This is a genomic window from Fibrobacter sp. UBA3718 (genome assembly GCF_002371935.1).
GTDB lineage: Bacteria > Fibrobacterota > Fibrobacteria > Fibrobacterales > Fibrobacteraceae > Fibrobacter.
This window is the reverse complement of record NZ_DFHR01000022.1, coordinates 30,017-46,253: the sequence shown is the minus strand read 5'-3', so window position 1 is coordinate 46,253 and position 16,237 is coordinate 30,017. Positions and strand designations below refer to the sequence as shown.

The following is a 16,237-nucleotide window of genomic DNA, read 5'->3' as shown; positions in this document are numbered from 1 at the left end:
CTATTTTCGGCTGAGCTCGAGTACGTAGTCTGCTGCGTTCACAAAATCCTGGGCGTGTTCGATTGCAATGACGGTGTGGCCGGCATCGGTAAGCCCGTGGATGAGTTTTAGCAGATGCTGGATATCCTTTTGATGGAGCCCTCGCGCGGGTTCGTCGAAGAGGAATAGCGTGTTGGGGGCCTTCGCGCGTGCAAGCGCGATTGACAGTCGCAACCTTGCGCGCTCGCCACCGGACAGGTGTGCTGTCGTTTGCCCAAGCTTCAGGTATTCGAGCCCGGTATCCACGAGAGGCTTGAGTTTGTCTGCAAACGGCTTGAGGTTGGAGAATAGCTTGTATGCACTGCCGACTTCCAAATCGTAGATGTCGGCGATGGAGAGGGACTTGAATCGGACTTCCAGGATTTCGTCTTTAAAGCGTTTGCCGAGGCAGACAGGACATTCGGACTCTTCGTAGCCTGCGGGGTCGAGGATGACTCCCTCGCCCTTGCAGTTTTCGCAGCGGCCGCCAGGGGCATGGGTCGCAAATTTGGATGCGGTGTAGCCCCGGACTTTGCTTTCGGGAAGCTTCGCGAACAGTTCGCGAAGAATCATGTTCAGGTTGATTGCGGAGGCTACGGTGCTCCGGCGGTTGCCGTGGAAATCGCCTGTCGATAGGATGGATAGCGCCTGGATGCCGAGAGGACTGAATTCTCCTCGGGTTCCGCGGTAGGCGAGGTTACGGAAGAGAAGGGTCGACTTTCCGCTGCCGCTCTGGCCTGTGATGACGCTGAATTTTTGCACCGGGAACCACGCCGAAACTGGCTTCATGTCGAACAGGGCGAAATTCTCGATTGCGATGGCGTTCGTCTTTGAGGGCTTGATCCTTGTGCTTGCCTGCTTCCGAATTCCGAGTTCTCTTAACCAGTTGCCGGTGGGCGAATTGGGGTTCTCCAGCACCTCTTTCGCTTTTCCCTGGAATAGGATTTCTCCGCCCTTTTCTCCCGCTCCGGGTCCCATTTCGATGATCCAGTCTGCACGCCTGATGATGCCTGGATTGTGCTCGATAAGCACGAGGGTGTTTCCGCGGGATTGGACCTTCTTGAGGACTTTCCAGAGGGCGTCAACATCGCACTCATGCAGTCCGCTTGCGGGCTCGTCAAGGACGATGAGCAGGTTGTTCAGGAGTCCGGTGGAAAGGCTCGATAGCCTTAGGCGCTGGATTTCACCCCCTGAAAGGGTCGAGGCGCTCCGTCCTCCCGTCAGATAGCCGATTCCCAGTTCGTTGATGGCTCGGATGCGGTCGACGAGAGTGTTGAATGCGGGAAGCTGTTTTGCTGTAAGGCGCTTGTCGAAAAGGGTGTGCAGCAGGCTTTCGAGCTTTGCGAACGGCGTGTCCAGAACGTTTTTCCAGGTGGTTGGACTCTTGCTGGGAGCGCCATCTCCCTGGCCCTCGACGGTTGCGCTTAGGATGCTCCCGTTCAGCCGGAGTCCCTTGCAGCGAGGACATTCGGAACCCTCGTCGCCGTTTTCTGATTCGATGATGCCGGTCCCTGCACATTCAGGGCAAACGCTCTCGCGGGTGTAGGGCGAGAGGTCTTCTGCGGCAAGTGGCCTTGAAAGCTGCTCTCCGTGGTCCGGACAGCGTGGCACGGTGCTGTAAACCTTGCGGGTCCCATCAATGTCAAGCGTGATTCCGCCGTGGGTGAGTTTCAGTGCGCCGTCTACAGCTTCGGCGATGCGGGTGCGGGTGTTCTCGCGAACAATCACGCGGTCCACGACAATGAAAAATTTTTCGGGAACAATCCTGCGTTCGCTGTCGGTCAGGTCGGCTAGCGAGTAGCTGACTCCATCGGCCATGGCTCGCGTAAAGCCCTGGGCTAGGAATACTGCCGAGAGCTTGTCGAGGTTGGAGGCGGATTCGACTTTCGCCAAAAATTGCAGCTTGGTCCCCTGCGGTAATCCTGCGATTTCTCGGATGATGTTCTCGCGACTCTGGCTTTCCATGGGTTTCCCGCATACGGGGCAGGCGGGCCTTGCGTAGGCGGCAAAAAGCGCCCGCAAGGTGTTGTCGCATTCCGAGATGCTCAACGCGTATGCCTTGGCTGGGGCTTCCCCGTGGCTTGGTCCTACGGCAAGACTTGCTGGCAGGCCGTCGGCACTGTCGAGGGGGATAATGCGTCTCCCGCCCAGAAGTTCAGCGGCAAAAGGCGATAGAGTCTCGAGATAGCGACGCTTGGATTCTCCATGCAGGGTGTCGAGAACGAGTGTCGATTTTCCGCAACCCGAAGGACCGCAGACAACGGTAATCTTGCCCAATGGAAATTGGGCGTCCACATTTTTTAGATTGTGCAGTCTGCAGCCACGTATCGAAATAAATTCGGGCATGGAATAGAGCTTATTCCCTTACCGTGAATCGCAGTTCGCCGAACGGGGTGCAGAGGTCCATGTTGTCGAGGTTGTTCGTTTCGATTCCTGCGAACATGCGGTATCCGCCGCCGATGGAAATTTCGAGCATCTTGGTGATGCGGTAGTTGAAGTGGGCCGAAATATCCGCCGTGAAGAAGTAGTCTTCGGATTCGAAAGCTTCATCGTCGGGTTCCATCACGTAGAGGGCTCCGCCGCCCACGTTGATGGGGACAGAAATTGCAATCTTGTCGAATCGGAGCGGGAAAAGCTCGATGAAGCCGCCGAACGACATGTACTTGATCATCTGCTTTTCTTTGACATTGTGGTTGTGGACATCGCTTAGGAGCCTGTCGACCCACATGCCCGTCGAGAAGATGGGCGCAATGTCGAGACCGATGCGGAGATTTGCGAAGATGGCTCCGTCGTCGGCCACAAGCACGTTGCCGCCGCTTACTCCGATAAGGGCCTTGAGTCCGCCTTCGGATTTTTCCTCGGTGACGGGCGTGTCGCCCATGCCTGCCAGTTCGGCGTAGCTCGAGCCGACGCAGAAGAAAAGCAGAAGGCAAATGGCGATGGCCTTCGTGGAAAGCCTATTTTTCTTGGTCTGACTTTGCATTGTGGACATCCTCCAGGGTTGCGGTCCAGTTCCACTTCTTTTGTGAAGATTCCGGCCAGTAGCAGATGGTCCACACGAGGCTGTTGCCGCATAGGATAATGGACCAGACTCCGAAAAAGAGGAACAGCACCAACGGGATAAAGGCGAGAGAGCCGTAGAAAATGGACATGCGTGTTACCATCGCTGTCTGGATGAGCATGAGAATCTTCACGTAAATGTTGATGGCGATCCATGCAATGATGGTTGCCATGAGCGAAACGGCGAAGAGCTTGCTTTTGCGATAGGGCGGCTTGACTCCGGTTTCCCTTTGTCTGAGGCTTCTGGCCGGGAGCGCGTAGAGCATCAGGAAAATGAGGAGCATTGCCGCAAAATGAAACGCGATATACCAGAATGCGGTAATGAGGACCTTGAGCAGTTCCGGCGAGAAGTGGAAGCCGTCGACGACTATCATGGTGAGGACGTCTTGCACATGGTTCACGAATCCTGCGAACATTCCGATGAAACCGGCGAATATGAGCAGGAAGGGCGTGTAGACCTGGATCTGCCTAAACAGCGTTCTCGAGGTCTTGACTTCCCATACGACATTGAAGTTTGTTTCCAAACTGCCGAAAGCGAGAATGAAGGTGACGAAAAGGCCAAGGGCACCGATGAATCCGAGTTTGCCGATAGGAATGTGCTCGGCGTTTTGCACGATGTCGATGATTTGTTCGGTAGGCCAGTCCAGGTTAAGAACATCGATGATGATGGGCAGGTAGTCGGACATGAACCCGCCAAACCCCACCGCGAGCGTTATTGAGGTGAGCAAAATGAGAAGCGGGACAACCGCCACGAGAGTGGTGTAGGTAAGACTTGCCGCTCGGGTCATTCCGTGATAGTACAGGAATGATTTTCCCGTAACGACAATGACCTTCACAAACGAAGGCGACCTTTCGGCAATGGAGTCGAAAAGCCATTCCCAGGAGAAATTCTTCCACCAATTGGGCATACGAGTCCAAATATAGAATAAATATGGCTGAAACGGGTGTAAATGCTTTTTTAGGCCGGCAAGAGGGGCTTATTTGATGACTTCGACGGTTAATTTGTTGAATGCGAGCTTGCCGCCATCGCGGAGTTCGAGTGCAGCGCGGAAGGTAGTTTCGTTCTTCTTGAACGGCTCGAGGACGGGCGTGAACTTGTTTTTGAGCAGGCCTTCGACTTCTTCGTCGCTGAATTTGCGCTGGTAGAACACCTGCGGGATGCCGTAGCCACATTGCGGGCACACGTAGGCGCCGCTTTCGGTTGTGCCTTGCGGGCCGCTTTGCTGGGAAGTGCTGCCGCGGAAGCGCAGGCTGTCGCCGCAGACGGGGCAGGGGAGGTCCCTGTGCTGGAACTCGAACACGGCGCGGCCCTTGTCGGCGCCTTCGCCCCACTTGAGAGCGGCCGCGAATTCGGTTCCCTTCTTGCTCTTGAATCCCTGAATGAGCGGCGTGTGCCCGCTCCCGAACAGTGCCGCGATTTCCTTTGCGGTTAGCACGTGCCCCGCGATGGTTTTGAAAAGCGTAAAGTTGCAGTCGTTTGTCATCCCCGGCTCTTTTCCATTTGTCATCCCCGGCTCCGACCGGGGATCTTTGGATTGTGTAGTTCCCGTGCAGAATATCGCGTTCTTGTTCTCTTCGAGCGGGTTTCCGCACAGCGGGCACTTGTAATCCGTCTTTTGCCCGTGGAACTTGCCGTCGCTTTCGAAGGCGAAATTGATATTGAAGTCTTTGTCGAGCGTGAGCTTTGCCGAGAATTCGCTGCCCTTCTTGCTCTTGAATCCGGAAAGCGGGCCGACGGTTTCGCCGGCGAGGAGCGCCTTGACTTCGGAATGGGCGAGCATCTTGCCTGCCACGGTGTGCCCGAACCTGAAGCCGCATTCCGCATTGGGGCACACGTAGCCCCACGGGGCGGTGTCGAGCGCTCCGCCGCACTTGGGGCAGTTCAGCTTTTCGGTTGCGGCCTCGCGCTCGAACTGGCAGGCATAGCGGGCATGCAAGTCTGCAAAAAGCTGCTTCACGTATTCCACGATGCCGTCGCGGAATTCGACCGGCGAAAGGGTGCCCTTCTCGACCTGGGAGAGCTTGTACTCCCATTCGCCCGTCATCTCGGGCGATTTCACCTTCTCGTCCATGAGTGCGATGACTTCGCGCCCGCGCTCTGTACTCACCAGGTAATTTTTTTGCGCCTCGATGAACCCGCGCTTCTTGAGAGTCTCGATGATGCCCGCCTGCGTGGCCGGCGTTCCGAGCCCGCGATCCTTCATGGCCTCGGCGAGTTCCTCGTTCTCGATTTGCTTGCCGGCGGTCTTCATGGCGGCAAGGAGGGTCGCCTCGGTGTAGTACTTGGGCTTGCTCTTCTTCTTTTTCTGCAGTTCTACGCTGTCAAAGGGGGAGGTGTCGCCCACGTTCCATTCCGGGAAGGCTTCGACCAGGTTCGTGATTTCGTCGCTGTCGCCCTTGCCCTCGGCGCCTCCGTCAGCTTTTCCGGCCTCCGCGCCGGCATCGCCCTTCTTTCCTTTCGTCTTTCGTCTCTCGTCTTTCGTCTCTTTTACCAGCGCGCGGAATCCCAAATCCTCGTTGCGCTTCAGCTTCAGCCGGAACAGGTCTAGATTTTTTGATTTCGGGTCTGGATCCTGCTCCTTCGAACCTAACGCGACTATGGGGCTAAAGCCCCAAGTCTTGTATATCGACTCCGCTGACGCTTCGCTCAGGATGACGTCCATCTCGCTCCATACGTACGGCTTCAGCCATGCCTGCACAAAGCGTTCCTTCGCCAAATCGTAAATCTTCTGCTCCATTTCGGGTAGCCCGTTCGGCGTTTCTCCCGTGGGGATGATGGCGAAGTGGTCGGTGACCTTGCTCGAGTTGATGAATACGAAATTCTCGCTTTCGTTGCGCATTACGCCCTTCTGCTCGGGGCTTGCAAGCCTCTGGGCGAGTGAGTATGCCTCCTGCTTCATGGTGTCGGGCAGGTACTGCGAGTCGGTTCGCGGGTAGGTGAGCAGCTTCTTTTCGTAGAGGTTCTGCGCGCAGTCCAAGACTTGCTGGGCGCTGAACTTGAAACGCTTGTTGCCTTCTTTCTGCAGTTCCGTCAAGTCGAAGGGCTTTTGCGGGAACTGCTTCTTCTGCTGCGTGTCGATTTTCGCGATGGTCGCCGGTGCGGGCGGCTTGCAGCGCTCCACGACTGCATTCGCTTCCGCTTCCTTCTCAAAAACCGCGACTTTTAAACCTTCGGACTTCTTGTCAGATTCCTTTTCAGAAGCATCTCTTTCGTCTTTCGCCTTTCGTCTATCGTCTAATACATATTGCGCCTGGTACCCTTTCCATGTGCCGACGACGCTGTAGTAGTACAGTTCCTTGAACTGCTCCACTAGGGTATCGCGTTCCACGACCAGGTTCAAGGTCGGCGTCTGCACGCGCCCTACCGAAATCATCTTCCCGCGGCCCGCCGTGAGTGTGTAGGCGCGCGTCGCGTTGAGCCCTACCATCCAGTCGGCACGTTGCCTAAGGCGTGCGGCATAGCTCAGGTTTACGCGCTGCGTGGCGTCTTCCAGGTTTTTCCACGCCTTGTCCAAATCCTTCGCCACGTAGCTGTTTACCCACAGGCGCTTGATGGTCTTCTGCTTGAAAGCGGGCGTAAAATCGAGCACCAGGTCAAAAATTAGGTTACCTTCGCGGCCGGCATCCGCGCCATTCACGAGCACGTCGGCCTGTTCCATCATCTGGCGTACCACCGCGAGCTGCTTCTTGGTGCTCTCGATTTCCATGAGGCGGAACTTTTCGGGCAACAGCGGCAGGTTCAAAAGCCGCCAGCCTCCCTCGTAACCGGGGTAGGCATCGAGCGGCGCGAGCGTTATCAGGTGGCCCACGCACCAGGTGATGCAGTGGTTCTTGCCGATAAGGCATCCGTCGCCCTGCGTGAACTTCTCTCCCTCGATCCGCTCGAGCATCGGGCGGTAGTGCTGGTTGGCGACAGAGGGCTTTTCGGCGACGAGAAGAATCATGGTTGCCGAAAAGATATAAAATTGATGTGCGTTTAGGCCTGCTGTTTCCAGTGTTTTAGTTGCGAAAGGTGCGAGTCGAAGAACTTGCGTCTTTCTGCTTCCGGCATGTTTTCTGGGTTAGGCATGTGCGAAAGCAAAAAGTCCAGCAGTGTATTTTTGTCGGCGTAGGCGAACTTGCCGTCGGCATAGCACCACTTGCAGTAATCCTCGTTGAAGTTGCCGTCGACTTCGCGGCTGATCATCGCGTCGTCGCCGAGGGGCATGCCGCAACACTGGCAAAAGAGCTGGCGCGGAGCGCCGAGCAACGTATTGATGGAAACATTGAATTCCTTCGAGAGCACCTTGAGCATTTCGGTGTTCGGCTGAGTCTCGCCGGTTTCCCAGCGGCTAACGGCCTGCCTGGTCACGTGAATGCGTTCAGCCATCTGGTCTTGCGTGAGGTTGTGCTTCTCGCGGATGTTTTTCAAAATCTCTTGGGTCGTCATGAAATCTCCTTTGTTCGATTACGGAGTCAAATATACCTACGGCCTGGCGCAAATGCAAGAAACAGGCTGTTGCGTTGTGTAAAAGATAAACTAGTCTTTTGATGGGACTTGTCTCGGCATCTTCAGGTTCAGGGGGCGGTAAAGCTCGTCGTATATCTGTTGGAGCTGTTTCGGCTCGAAATCGTAAAGGCGGAAAGTTCCAATGACGCTTCTTGCGGTATCGAGGTTGCCGAGATTCCTCCCGACCTGGATATGCTTGAAACCGACAATATTGATTGCTCGCATAAGGGGGAGAAGTTCGCGTAGAATTCGCTTGTTGTTGCCGCTTTCCAGTATCAGGACAATCCAGTCGCTATCGGGAAAATCGTTGAACCGTCTAGCTTGACGCACCATAGCCAGGTCCTTGGCGATTAAATTGAACGGGGACAACGGCTTGATTTCTGCGTGTGGAAAGTCCCGGTTGCGGATAGTTTCCAGTGAATTCGGAGGTCGCTCTCCCGAAAATCCGTCGCCGGTCATTGCGATGAACGTTCCGGTGGAATCGGTGATGTAGGCTTTGCTGGAATCGGAATGTAGCGCCCATATCTTTTTGCCGGGGTCGTCTTCCGCTTCCTTCTGGATGGCGACGTATAGGACTTCCGGTTTTCTCTTTTGATAATCTTCTGATGAGGGATTGATGAGTTCCGTCAAAACGGTGTAATAGGTGTTCGGCTGGAACCCGCGCCGTGCTCCTATCACGAAATAGCTGTCGGTGACGGCGACGGCCAAATTCAGTAGTGAAGGATCGTCTGCTTCAAAAGGAACAGGGACATCTTCATACATGCCGTCGGTCCCTGCGCTCGACTCTTCCTTCGGTGCTGAGCACGCTCCCGCAAGAATGCCAATGATTGCAAAAAGAAAAAATTTTTTCATACAGCATTTTCAAAGATAATAAAACGGATAGTCGTTGCTTCGGTCTTTTTTATGCGGCGGGGAACACCGCGAGAACAAATTTTCGTGTAAAGTAAGATTTTACAACCGCTTTGTCAAAAAAAATGCTAAAATTATATTCGTAAGCGTGAGGACCTCGGGTCAAGCGCCTACGAAATTAGCCCCTGTCACCCCGGCAGGGGCTTTTTCTATACATTCCGGCGTTGTTCCTGCGTCTTTTTACACCTGTAAACGCTTTTCCGCACAAAAAATCCCCGAGTCAGGCCTTAAAAGTCTATTTTTTAGAAAACCGCGCAAATGCGCAAAGGGATTGAAAATGATTGACGTGAAGGGCAAGTGGACCTTGATTACCGGCGGCTGCCGTGGGGTAGGCCGTCTCACCGCCATCGAGATGGCTAAACTCGGTGCAAACATCATCTTGCAGGGCCGCGACAAGGCGCATGCCGAGCCGGTGATGGAAGAAATCAAGAAGTACGGCGTCGAGGTGCGTGCCGTGGGCTGCAACCTCGAGAGCGAAGCAGAAATCGATGCCGCCCTTGCCGAAATCGACAGCTGGGGCGTGCAGGTGGACCTCGTGTTCAACAACGCGGGCCTCATGAGCCACTACTTCACCGACTACCTCACCAACACGATGGACGATTTCCACCACGCGATGGCCGTGAACTTCTTCGCCCCGATCAAGATTGCCTACCACTTCTTGCCGGGCATGATCCAGCGCGGTTTTGGCCGCATGCAGCTCACCACGAGCGGTATCGCGAACGAGCCGGAACTCATGGGCTACGCCTGCGCGAAGGCCGCCCTCACCAAGTTCGTGAAGGATTTCGCCTGCAAGCTGAACGGCACCGACGTGATGATGAACGTGATGGACCCGGGTTGGTTACGCACCGACCTCGGCGGCCCGAACGCCCCCAACGCTCCCGAAACCGTTATTCCGGGCTCGATGGTTTCCGTGATGCTCGACGACAAGAAGAGCGGCCGCTGGTTCAGCGCCCAGGAATTTACGGGTATGACCCTCGCCGATGCCGTCGAGAAGGGCAAGTCCGTAGAGGCTTAATAAGGAACTCCGCTTTGGAGAGAGCCTGTCGCTATGTCGACGGGCTTTTTTTCGTGTCCGGTTGACCTGTTTTCCCTGTCTATTTATATTTCTAGGCATGAACAATTCTCAATCCCGCAGCAAGCTTCGTGACGAAGTATATACCCAGATGATGTGCGCCCAGGCGCGCCTCAGTAAAGACCAGAATACCCAGATGGGGGCGGTGCTCGTGAGTGCCGAAGGCCGCGTCATCAGTACCGGCTATAACGGCGCCCCCGCAGGTTTTGATGACGAGACTGTGCCGTACACCCGCGAAAAGCAGCTGCTGGCCTACGACCTGCTTGATGCCGATACGGGCGAACTCCTGAGCCATCACGAGTTCGAGGCGAACAAGTACCCTTTCATGGTGCATGCCGAAATCAACGCGCTGCACTATGCCCGCGGCAAGGTGCCTCCCGGCTCCAAGCTTTACGTGATTGGGTTCCCGTGCGAACGCTGCGCGCTTGACGTGAGCCTTTCGGGCGTTGCCGAAGTCTTTGTGACCAAGGACGATTACGACCCGAAGTCCACCCTCAACAACAGCCGCGATACTGCCTACTACATGTTCGCGCAGGCCCACATCGTGGTGACCCTCTGCGGCAAGCGCATCCGCCCCGTGGTGTCCAAACCCGCGGCGAAATAGTATTTTTTGCAAGGAAAATAGGAAGGAACGGTGATGAGAATGCTATATCTTATGGCTCTTGTCTTGTTGTTCATGGTGGGTTGTGGCTCCGATGACGATTTTAGCCCGGTCAGGAAAAACGACGATGCCGGACTGAGCGGGGAATCTTCGAGCTCTTCGGCCAAATCAAGCAGTTCGATTAAGCAGAGTTCGTCATCGAGTTCTGTTGACGGAAATTTGGAGAGTAGTTCTTCGGAGTTTCACCTTTCGACTACGCGGACTCTTTATCCTTTATCGCCACCCTTGACAGAAAAGGGAATTCAGTTCAATTCGGATATCGACTACGGCACCATGACAGACAAGCGCGATGGCCAGACCTATAGGACTGTTGAAATCGACGGGCTGACATGGATGGCAGAAAACCTTAACTTCGCCGATTCTGTCGAATACCCACTCTTAGAGGAGGGAACGCTCTGTTTCAACGACGAGGAGGCTAATTGCGATGTGTATGGACGCCTCTACAACCGCAGGGCGGCAATGAATTCAGTCCGGTGCGCCTGGGGGGATTCCTGCTTCCATGAAAGGGGTGCGGTACACCAGGGAATCTGCCCGGACGGATGGCATATACCGACTGGAGAGGAACTTGCGTCATTGGACGACCTAGCGATTGAATTAAGGTCGGCAAAGGGGTGGAGGGGCACCGATGCCTATATCTCGCCGGGACATGATACCTACGGCTTTTCGTCCATTGGTTCTGGTGCCTATTGCGCTGGGTTCGCACAATCTAACGAAGGTTTCGAACATATAGGGGAATCTGATTTCTTCTGGTATACGACTACCTCTAATTGGCAATCTGAATACGTGTTCTATGCACTTATTAATGGGCGCACCAATAGGGCTGCTAGTGAGATGTACCATGATGAACTTTATATCAGTGTACGCTGCGTAAAGGATTATTAGGGGCTTAGGGGGTAACATGAAAGGCTCTATGTTTTGTAGGATTCTAGGTTTGACAGCTTTTGCTTGGGGAATGGCATGCGTTACCGCGTGTGGCGATGACGAGAGCAATTTCATTGCATACGGCGAAGATTGGGAATCATCAAATTCGCAAAAGGCGAAATCTTCTTCGTCTTCCAAAGAGAATGCATCCAATGTTGAAATTTCGTTTGGGCGCATGACGGATGAACGTGATGACCAGGTCTACAAGACGGTGAAAATAGGCAATCGCGAATGGATGGCGGAAAACCTCAACCTTCGTTATTTGCAACCGACAGATTCGCTGGATTCCAGCAGTTTTTGCTATGATAACTCCGCCGAAAATTGTGAAAAATACGGAAGGCTATACATATGGAGTGCAGCAATGGATAGTGCAGGGGTGTACACTTCGGAATCTATCGGCAATGGTGTTGGCACGCTCTGCTTCTCGGTTTACCCTATACAGGGAATTTGTCCGGAGGGGTGGCATCTGCCCAGTGAGTATGAATGGAATGAACTGAAATCCAAGGTGAATGTGGGTGTTGCTTTGAGGTCTACGTATGACTGGGAATATTCGAACGGGACGGATGATTTTTCTTTTACGGCTTTGCCGGCAGGTCTCGCTGTTAATGGAACCTATAATTTCTTGCACACCCGCGCGTTGTTCTGGAGTTCGACTGAAGCCTATGGTATAGGCAAAAAAGAAAATAAGGCCAGTTATAACGCGTTTTTCTTGTCTTTGGAATACAAGAGCGAGAGAGAAAGCATTGTTTTATACTCTACGGGCAAGCATCAGGCTTTCTCTGTCCGTTGCCTCAAGGATTACTGATAAGTTGGACTCGGTGTCCCTAAAAAAAGACTGCTTTTTTGTGCATTATTTATGCGAATGACACTTTCTGTCGTTCGCATTTATTATATTAGTGCACATGGTAGCAGTAAACAAGTCGAAGAAAGAAATTGAATACCTCTGCACGGACTGCGGTAACACGACGCCCAAGTGGGTCGGGAAGTGCCCGTTCTGCGGGGCGTGGAATACCCTCAAGGAACATGCGGTAGAGCCTGTCAATACGGGGGCTGCGCGTGGCGGGCGCGGGCTTGGAGGTCCGGTCCATCAGGTCGTGGCACTCAAGGATGTGGCTACGGAAGACACGCGGCGGCTGAGCACCGCCAATACGGAATTCGACCGCGTGCTCGGAGGCGGGCTTGCGCCAGGTTCCCTGGTGCTCATCGGTGGCGATCCCGGGATAGGCAAGTCCACCCTGGTGCTCACGACTCTCGCCACGATGACAGCCGCCGGCGTGAAGACGCTGTATGTGAGCGGGGAAGAGAGCGCTTGCCAGGTGAAACTCAGGAGCGAACGCCTGAACATTTCTGGTTCCGACATGCTGCTCCTGTGCGAGACGAGCCTCGAGAAGATCGTGGAACACGCGAAAGAGGTCAAACCGCAGGTCATGGTCATCGACTCCATACAGACGGTTTACAAGGGCGACCTCTCGGGCACTCCGGGGTCGGCGGCCCAGCTTCGCGAATGCACTCTCGACCTCATGGTGTTCGCGAAGAATACGGGCTGCATCACCATCCTCATCGGGCATGTGACGAAGGACGGGCAAATAGCGGGGCCGCGCATCCTCGAGCACATGGTCGATACGGTCGTCTACTTCGAGGGCGACCGCAACCACCAGTACCGCCTGCTGCGGACCATCAAGAACCGTTTCGGCGCGACCGACGAGGTGGGCGTTTTCGAGATGACGAGCCACGGGCTGGAGTCGGTGGCGAACCCGAGCAAGGTCTTTTTGCAGGAGAATATCCCGCCTACGCCGGGAAGCGTCGTCTGCTGCACGATGGAAGGGACGCGCGCTCTCCTGTTCGAGACGCAGGCGCTCGTGAACCAGACGGGTTTTGCCGTGCCTCAGCGCGTGGCCGCGGGTATCGACCCGAAGCGTCTCACGATTATCCTCGCCCTGCTCGAGAAGTTTGGCGGAGTGTCGATAGGCGCGTCCGATGTCTTCGCGACGATTGCGGGCGGCATGAAGGTGACTGACGCCTCGTCCGACCTCGCGCTCGCTCTTGCCATCGCGAGCAACCACCTGGGTATCCCGCTCGGCCGCCAGACCATCGCGGTCGGCGAGCTCGGACTTTCAGGCGAGGTCCGCAGCGTGAGCCTTCTGGACCAGCGGATCAAGGAGGCCATCCGGTTGGGGATGGTGGAGGCTGTCGTCCCTGCCAATGGCCGCCTGCCCGAGAACCTCGGCAATATGAAGGTGGTGCGCATCCGGAGCCTTTCAGAAGCTATTTCCTGGCTCATGGACAAGAAGTAACCTCCCTGGCCCCAAAAAGGAAGCCCCGCATTGGTGCGGGGCTTCTTAAATCCGTTAGAGGTTTTGACTACTCGTCGTCATCGTCGCTGTGTTTTCTCTTTTTCTTCTTTTTCTTTTTTGGCATGGCGTCGTCAGAAACAGAAGACTTCTTGCCGGAACCCTGCACGACCACTTCGGCGGCCTTTTCACCCGGCTTGGTAAAGCCGTACTGGCGCGGGTCGAAGCCGGCGGGGAACTTGGTGCGGCTGTCGTAGATGACCTTCTTGGCGGTGAACTTCTCGATCTTGGCGTCGCTCAGGTCGGCACCGGAGAAGTCGACGTTCTCCATCTTGGTGTCGGCGTCGATCTTGACGTTCCTCATCTTGGCGTTGGTGAAACGCACCTTCACGAGCTTGGCACCGGCGAAGCTAGCACCGTTGAGCTGGGTGCCGATGAAGTCGGTCTGCTCGATCGTGGAGTTCGAGAGGTTGGCCTTGTCCATGTCTGCGCCGTCGAAGATGTTCTTCTTGATGTAGGCGCCATCGAACACGGCTTTCGTAAGTTCGGTTCCGCGGAATTCGCACTTGTTCACTTCGGTATCGAAGAAGGAGGACTTGCTGAGCTTCGCCTTGTCAAAGTTGCTCTTGGAAACAGAGCCCTTGTCGAAGACCACGCCGGTCAGGTCCTGTCCGGTGAACTTCATGTTCTTCACGGTGGACTGGGCGAACTTGGCCTTCTGGAGCTGTGTCTTGGAGAGGTCGACGTCGTTGAATTCGGTCAGCGAGAGGTCCGCTTCCTGGAGGTTCACGTTCTGGAACTCGGCACCGCTGAAGTTAGCCTGGGAAAGACCCGCCTTGGCGAAGTTCACGTTGATGAGGTCAACGCCCTTGAAGTTCGCGGCGATGAGGTTGCAGGCCGTAAAGTCGGTCTTCACGATGGTCGCCTTCTTGAGGTTCACTTCGCCCATCAGGGAGCGGGAGAAGTTGGCGTTCGTGAGGTTTGCCTTGCTGAGGTCGGCACGGGTAAGGTCCACGTCCATGACGGAGGCCTGCGTGAAGTCCACCTTGCTGAAGTCCGTTTCGTCGGCCACCTTCATGGCGTCGAGGCGGGCATTCTTGAAGTTCACGTTCGGGAACTGGCTACCGAGGAGCGTTGCACGGTAGAGGTCGGCCTCTTCCATGTCTGCGCCCTTGAAGTTGGAATTGCGGATATCGGCGCCGCTGATGGTCACCTTCTTAAGGTTCGCGTTCTTGAAGTTCGCTTCGCTAATCACTGCGTTACGGAAGGAGACTTCCGGGAGCTGAGCGCCCTGGAAGTTTATCTTTTCACCGGCGCTGCGCTGGAAGTCGGTCACGTTCTTTTTTGCTTTGGCGTTCGAAAAATCAAACCCGTCGATACGCTTGTCGCGGAAAGACGTGTTTAGATCCTGACCGGAATAATCCTGGGCAAAACCGCTGATCGCCAGTGCGCCAACGAGGCAGAGCCCGAACTTCGTTATCATCTTCATATTCATATACAATTCCCTTTAAGGATAAAAACCAAATAACGGATAGCCCTAAAATAATTAAAAAAAATGACAAATAGCAATAGAAAAGAAAAAAACTTTATAAATAAAAGCTAATTTATACCCCGAAATGGCAAATTTTGCATCAAATCGGTACGATGTGGTGGTTTGCGGGGCCGGTCCTGCCGGTCTCATGGCGGCTTGCACCCTGGGAAGATTGACCGGCGGTGCCAGACGGATTCTCCTTTTGGATAAGAAGGAGCCTTGGAAGGAACCCATTTTCTGTGCAGAAGCGGTTTCTACGGACAGGCTTAACGCCCTTTGGCCCGTGGACCCTTCCTTTGTCCGCGGTTCGCTTTCTGGAATCTATTTCACATCGCCCAAGCGTTATCGCGCGGAATTCTACAGCAAGGATTGCGGTCTCATCCTGGACCGAGCCCGGTTCCATCACTCCATCTCGGATGGCTGTTGCGCTGCGGGCGTGGAATGCCGTTACGACGCTCTGATCAAGAAATTGGAAAAGACGGCGGATGGTTGGAATGTGACGGTCTCGGTCGCGGGCGGCGCGCTTGAAACGGTCTCTGCGGCTGCGGTTGTCGATGCGTCCGGTCCGAGCTGCAGGCTTACCCGTGGAATCGAATGCCTCGAGGGCATCGAGTCGGGCGATACCGACCTCGAACCCGCGATTTTCGCGGTGGCGGAAGGCATCGAACACAGCCGCGAGCATATTGAACTCTTTTTCGGAAGCGAGTTTCCTGATGGCTACGGCTGGATTTTCCCGCGCGACGGCGTGGAAGTGAATATCGGCTTTGTTCTCGGCAAGAACGTGCGCCACAAGGAACCCCTGCGCAAAAAGCTTCTGGACTTTATCGCTAAGGATTATCCGAATGCGAAGGTGAAGGCCGTCTATGGAGGCACGATTTCGTGTGGGCAGTCGACGAAACCCATGGCCAGGTGCGGACTTTTCAAGGCGGGCGATGCCGCAAGTTGCATGAACCCCATTAGCCGCTCGGGTATCGTGGAAGCCTTGCTCTGTGGAAAGATTGTTGCCGAGTCCGTAAAAAATTGGCTCGATGACGCCGGCGAAAACCGCAAAAAGATCGAAGCCGAAGTTCAGGAACGCTGGATGGCGGCCCTCGGTCGGCAGCACCTGCAGATTGCTCGGGCAAAACCCGGATTCAACAGTATTTCGGATGCGCAGTTCGACCGTGCCGCCAAGAAACTCTCGAAGCTGCCGCGCGAAAAGCAGACTCTCCTCCGCATCTTCTTCGCGGTGCTTTGGGCGTGCCCCACTGTTATCTGGAAAATGCGCTCGTTTATTCGGTAGGAA

The 16,237-nt window shown here is 55.0% G+C and carries 13 protein-coding genes; 6 read left to right on the top strand and 7 right to left on the bottom strand.

What is annotated here, in order from left to right; genetic code table 11:
• The 6 genes from B4A77_RS08455 to B4A77_RS08430 form a co-directional block, all read right to left on the bottom strand.
• Positions 1 to 2,313 (bottom strand): ABC transporter, encoded by a 2,313-nt coding sequence (locus tag B4A77_RS08455; protein WP_290739933.1) that lies wholly within the window; start codon positions 2,311 to 2,313, stop codon positions 1 to 3.
• 61 nt (positions 2,314 to 2,374) lie between these two features.
• Complete coding sequence (locus B4A77_RS08450) at positions 2,375 to 3,001, bottom strand: hypothetical protein (protein ID WP_290731590.1); 627 nt, start codon at positions 2,999 to 3,001, stop codon at positions 2,375 to 2,377.
• Complete coding sequence (locus B4A77_RS08445) at positions 2,976 to 3,986, bottom strand: YihY/virulence factor BrkB family protein (RefSeq protein WP_173366228.1); 1,011 nt, start codon at positions 3,984 to 3,986, stop codon at positions 2,976 to 2,978. The genes B4A77_RS08450 and B4A77_RS08445 overlap by 26 nt, the downstream gene beginning before the upstream one ends.
• Before the next feature lie 69 nt (positions 3,987 to 4,055).
• Positions 4,056 to 7,022, bottom strand: a complete 2,967-nt coding sequence (locus tag B4A77_RS08440; RefSeq protein ID WP_290739931.1) for a DNA topoisomerase — start codon at positions 7,020 to 7,022, stop codon at positions 4,056 to 4,058.
• A 32-nt stretch (positions 7,023 to 7,054) separates the two neighbouring features.
• A complete protein-coding gene (locus tag B4A77_RS08435) occupies positions 7,055 to 7,507 on the bottom strand; it encodes a zinc ribbon domain-containing protein (RefSeq protein WP_290739928.1) in 453 nt (150 codons plus the stop codon).
• Positions 7,508 to 7,597: 90 nt separating this feature from the next.
• Complete coding sequence (locus tag B4A77_RS08430) at positions 7,598 to 8,419, bottom strand: hypothetical protein (RefSeq protein ID WP_290739925.1); 822 nt, start codon at positions 8,417 to 8,419, stop codon at positions 7,598 to 7,600.
• Positions 8,420 to 8,753: 334 nt separating this feature from the next.
• Between B4A77_RS08430 and B4A77_RS08425 the strand changes: the two genes are divergently transcribed.
• The 5 genes from B4A77_RS08425 (at position 8,754) to radA (ending at position 13,424) form a co-directional block, all read left to right on the top strand.
• Positions 8,754 to 9,491 (top strand): SDR family NAD(P)-dependent oxidoreductase, encoded by a 738-nt coding sequence (locus tag B4A77_RS08425; protein ID WP_290739922.1) that lies wholly within the window; start codon positions 8,754 to 8,756, stop codon positions 9,489 to 9,491.
• Positions 9,492 to 9,588: 97 nt separating this feature from the next.
• Positions 9,589 to 10,152, top strand: a complete 564-nt coding sequence (locus B4A77_RS08420) for a deoxycytidylate deaminase (protein WP_088637897.1) — start codon at positions 9,589 to 9,591, stop codon at positions 10,150 to 10,152.
• Between the two features lie 33 nt (positions 10,153 to 10,185).
• Positions 10,186 to 11,091 carry an FISUMP domain-containing protein gene (locus B4A77_RS08415; RefSeq protein WP_290739920.1) on the top strand — a complete coding sequence of 302 codons (906 nt, stop codon included), beginning with the start codon at positions 10,186 to 10,188 and terminating at the stop codon, positions 11,089 to 11,091.
• Between the two features lie 16 nt (positions 11,092 to 11,107).
• Positions 11,108 to 11,935: a fibrobacter succinogenes major paralogous domain-containing protein gene (locus B4A77_RS08410; RefSeq protein WP_290739917.1), complete on the top strand. Its 828-nt coding sequence runs from the start codon at positions 11,108 to 11,110 to the stop codon at positions 11,933 to 11,935.
• Positions 11,936 to 12,032: 97 nt separating this feature from the next.
• Complete coding sequence (radA, locus tag B4A77_RS08405; protein WP_290723728.1) at positions 12,033 to 13,424, top strand: DNA repair protein RadA; 1,392 nt, start codon at positions 12,033 to 12,035, stop codon at positions 13,422 to 13,424.
• A gap of 67 nt (positions 13,425 to 13,491) precedes the next feature.
• On the opposite strand, the gene B4A77_RS08400 is transcribed toward radA, so the two are convergent.
• Positions 13,492 to 14,916, bottom strand: a complete 1,425-nt coding sequence (locus B4A77_RS08400; protein ID WP_173382432.1) for a pentapeptide repeat-containing protein — start codon at positions 14,914 to 14,916, stop codon at positions 13,492 to 13,494.
• A gap of 121 nt (positions 14,917 to 15,037) precedes the next feature.
• Here B4A77_RS08400 and B4A77_RS08395 point away from each other — a divergent pair, with 121 nt between their 5' ends.
• Positions 15,038 to 16,234, top strand: a complete 1,197-nt coding sequence (locus B4A77_RS08395) for an NAD(P)/FAD-dependent oxidoreductase (RefSeq protein ID WP_290733852.1) — start codon at positions 15,038 to 15,040, stop codon at positions 16,232 to 16,234.
• Positions 16,235 to 16,237: the final 3 nt, after the last annotated feature.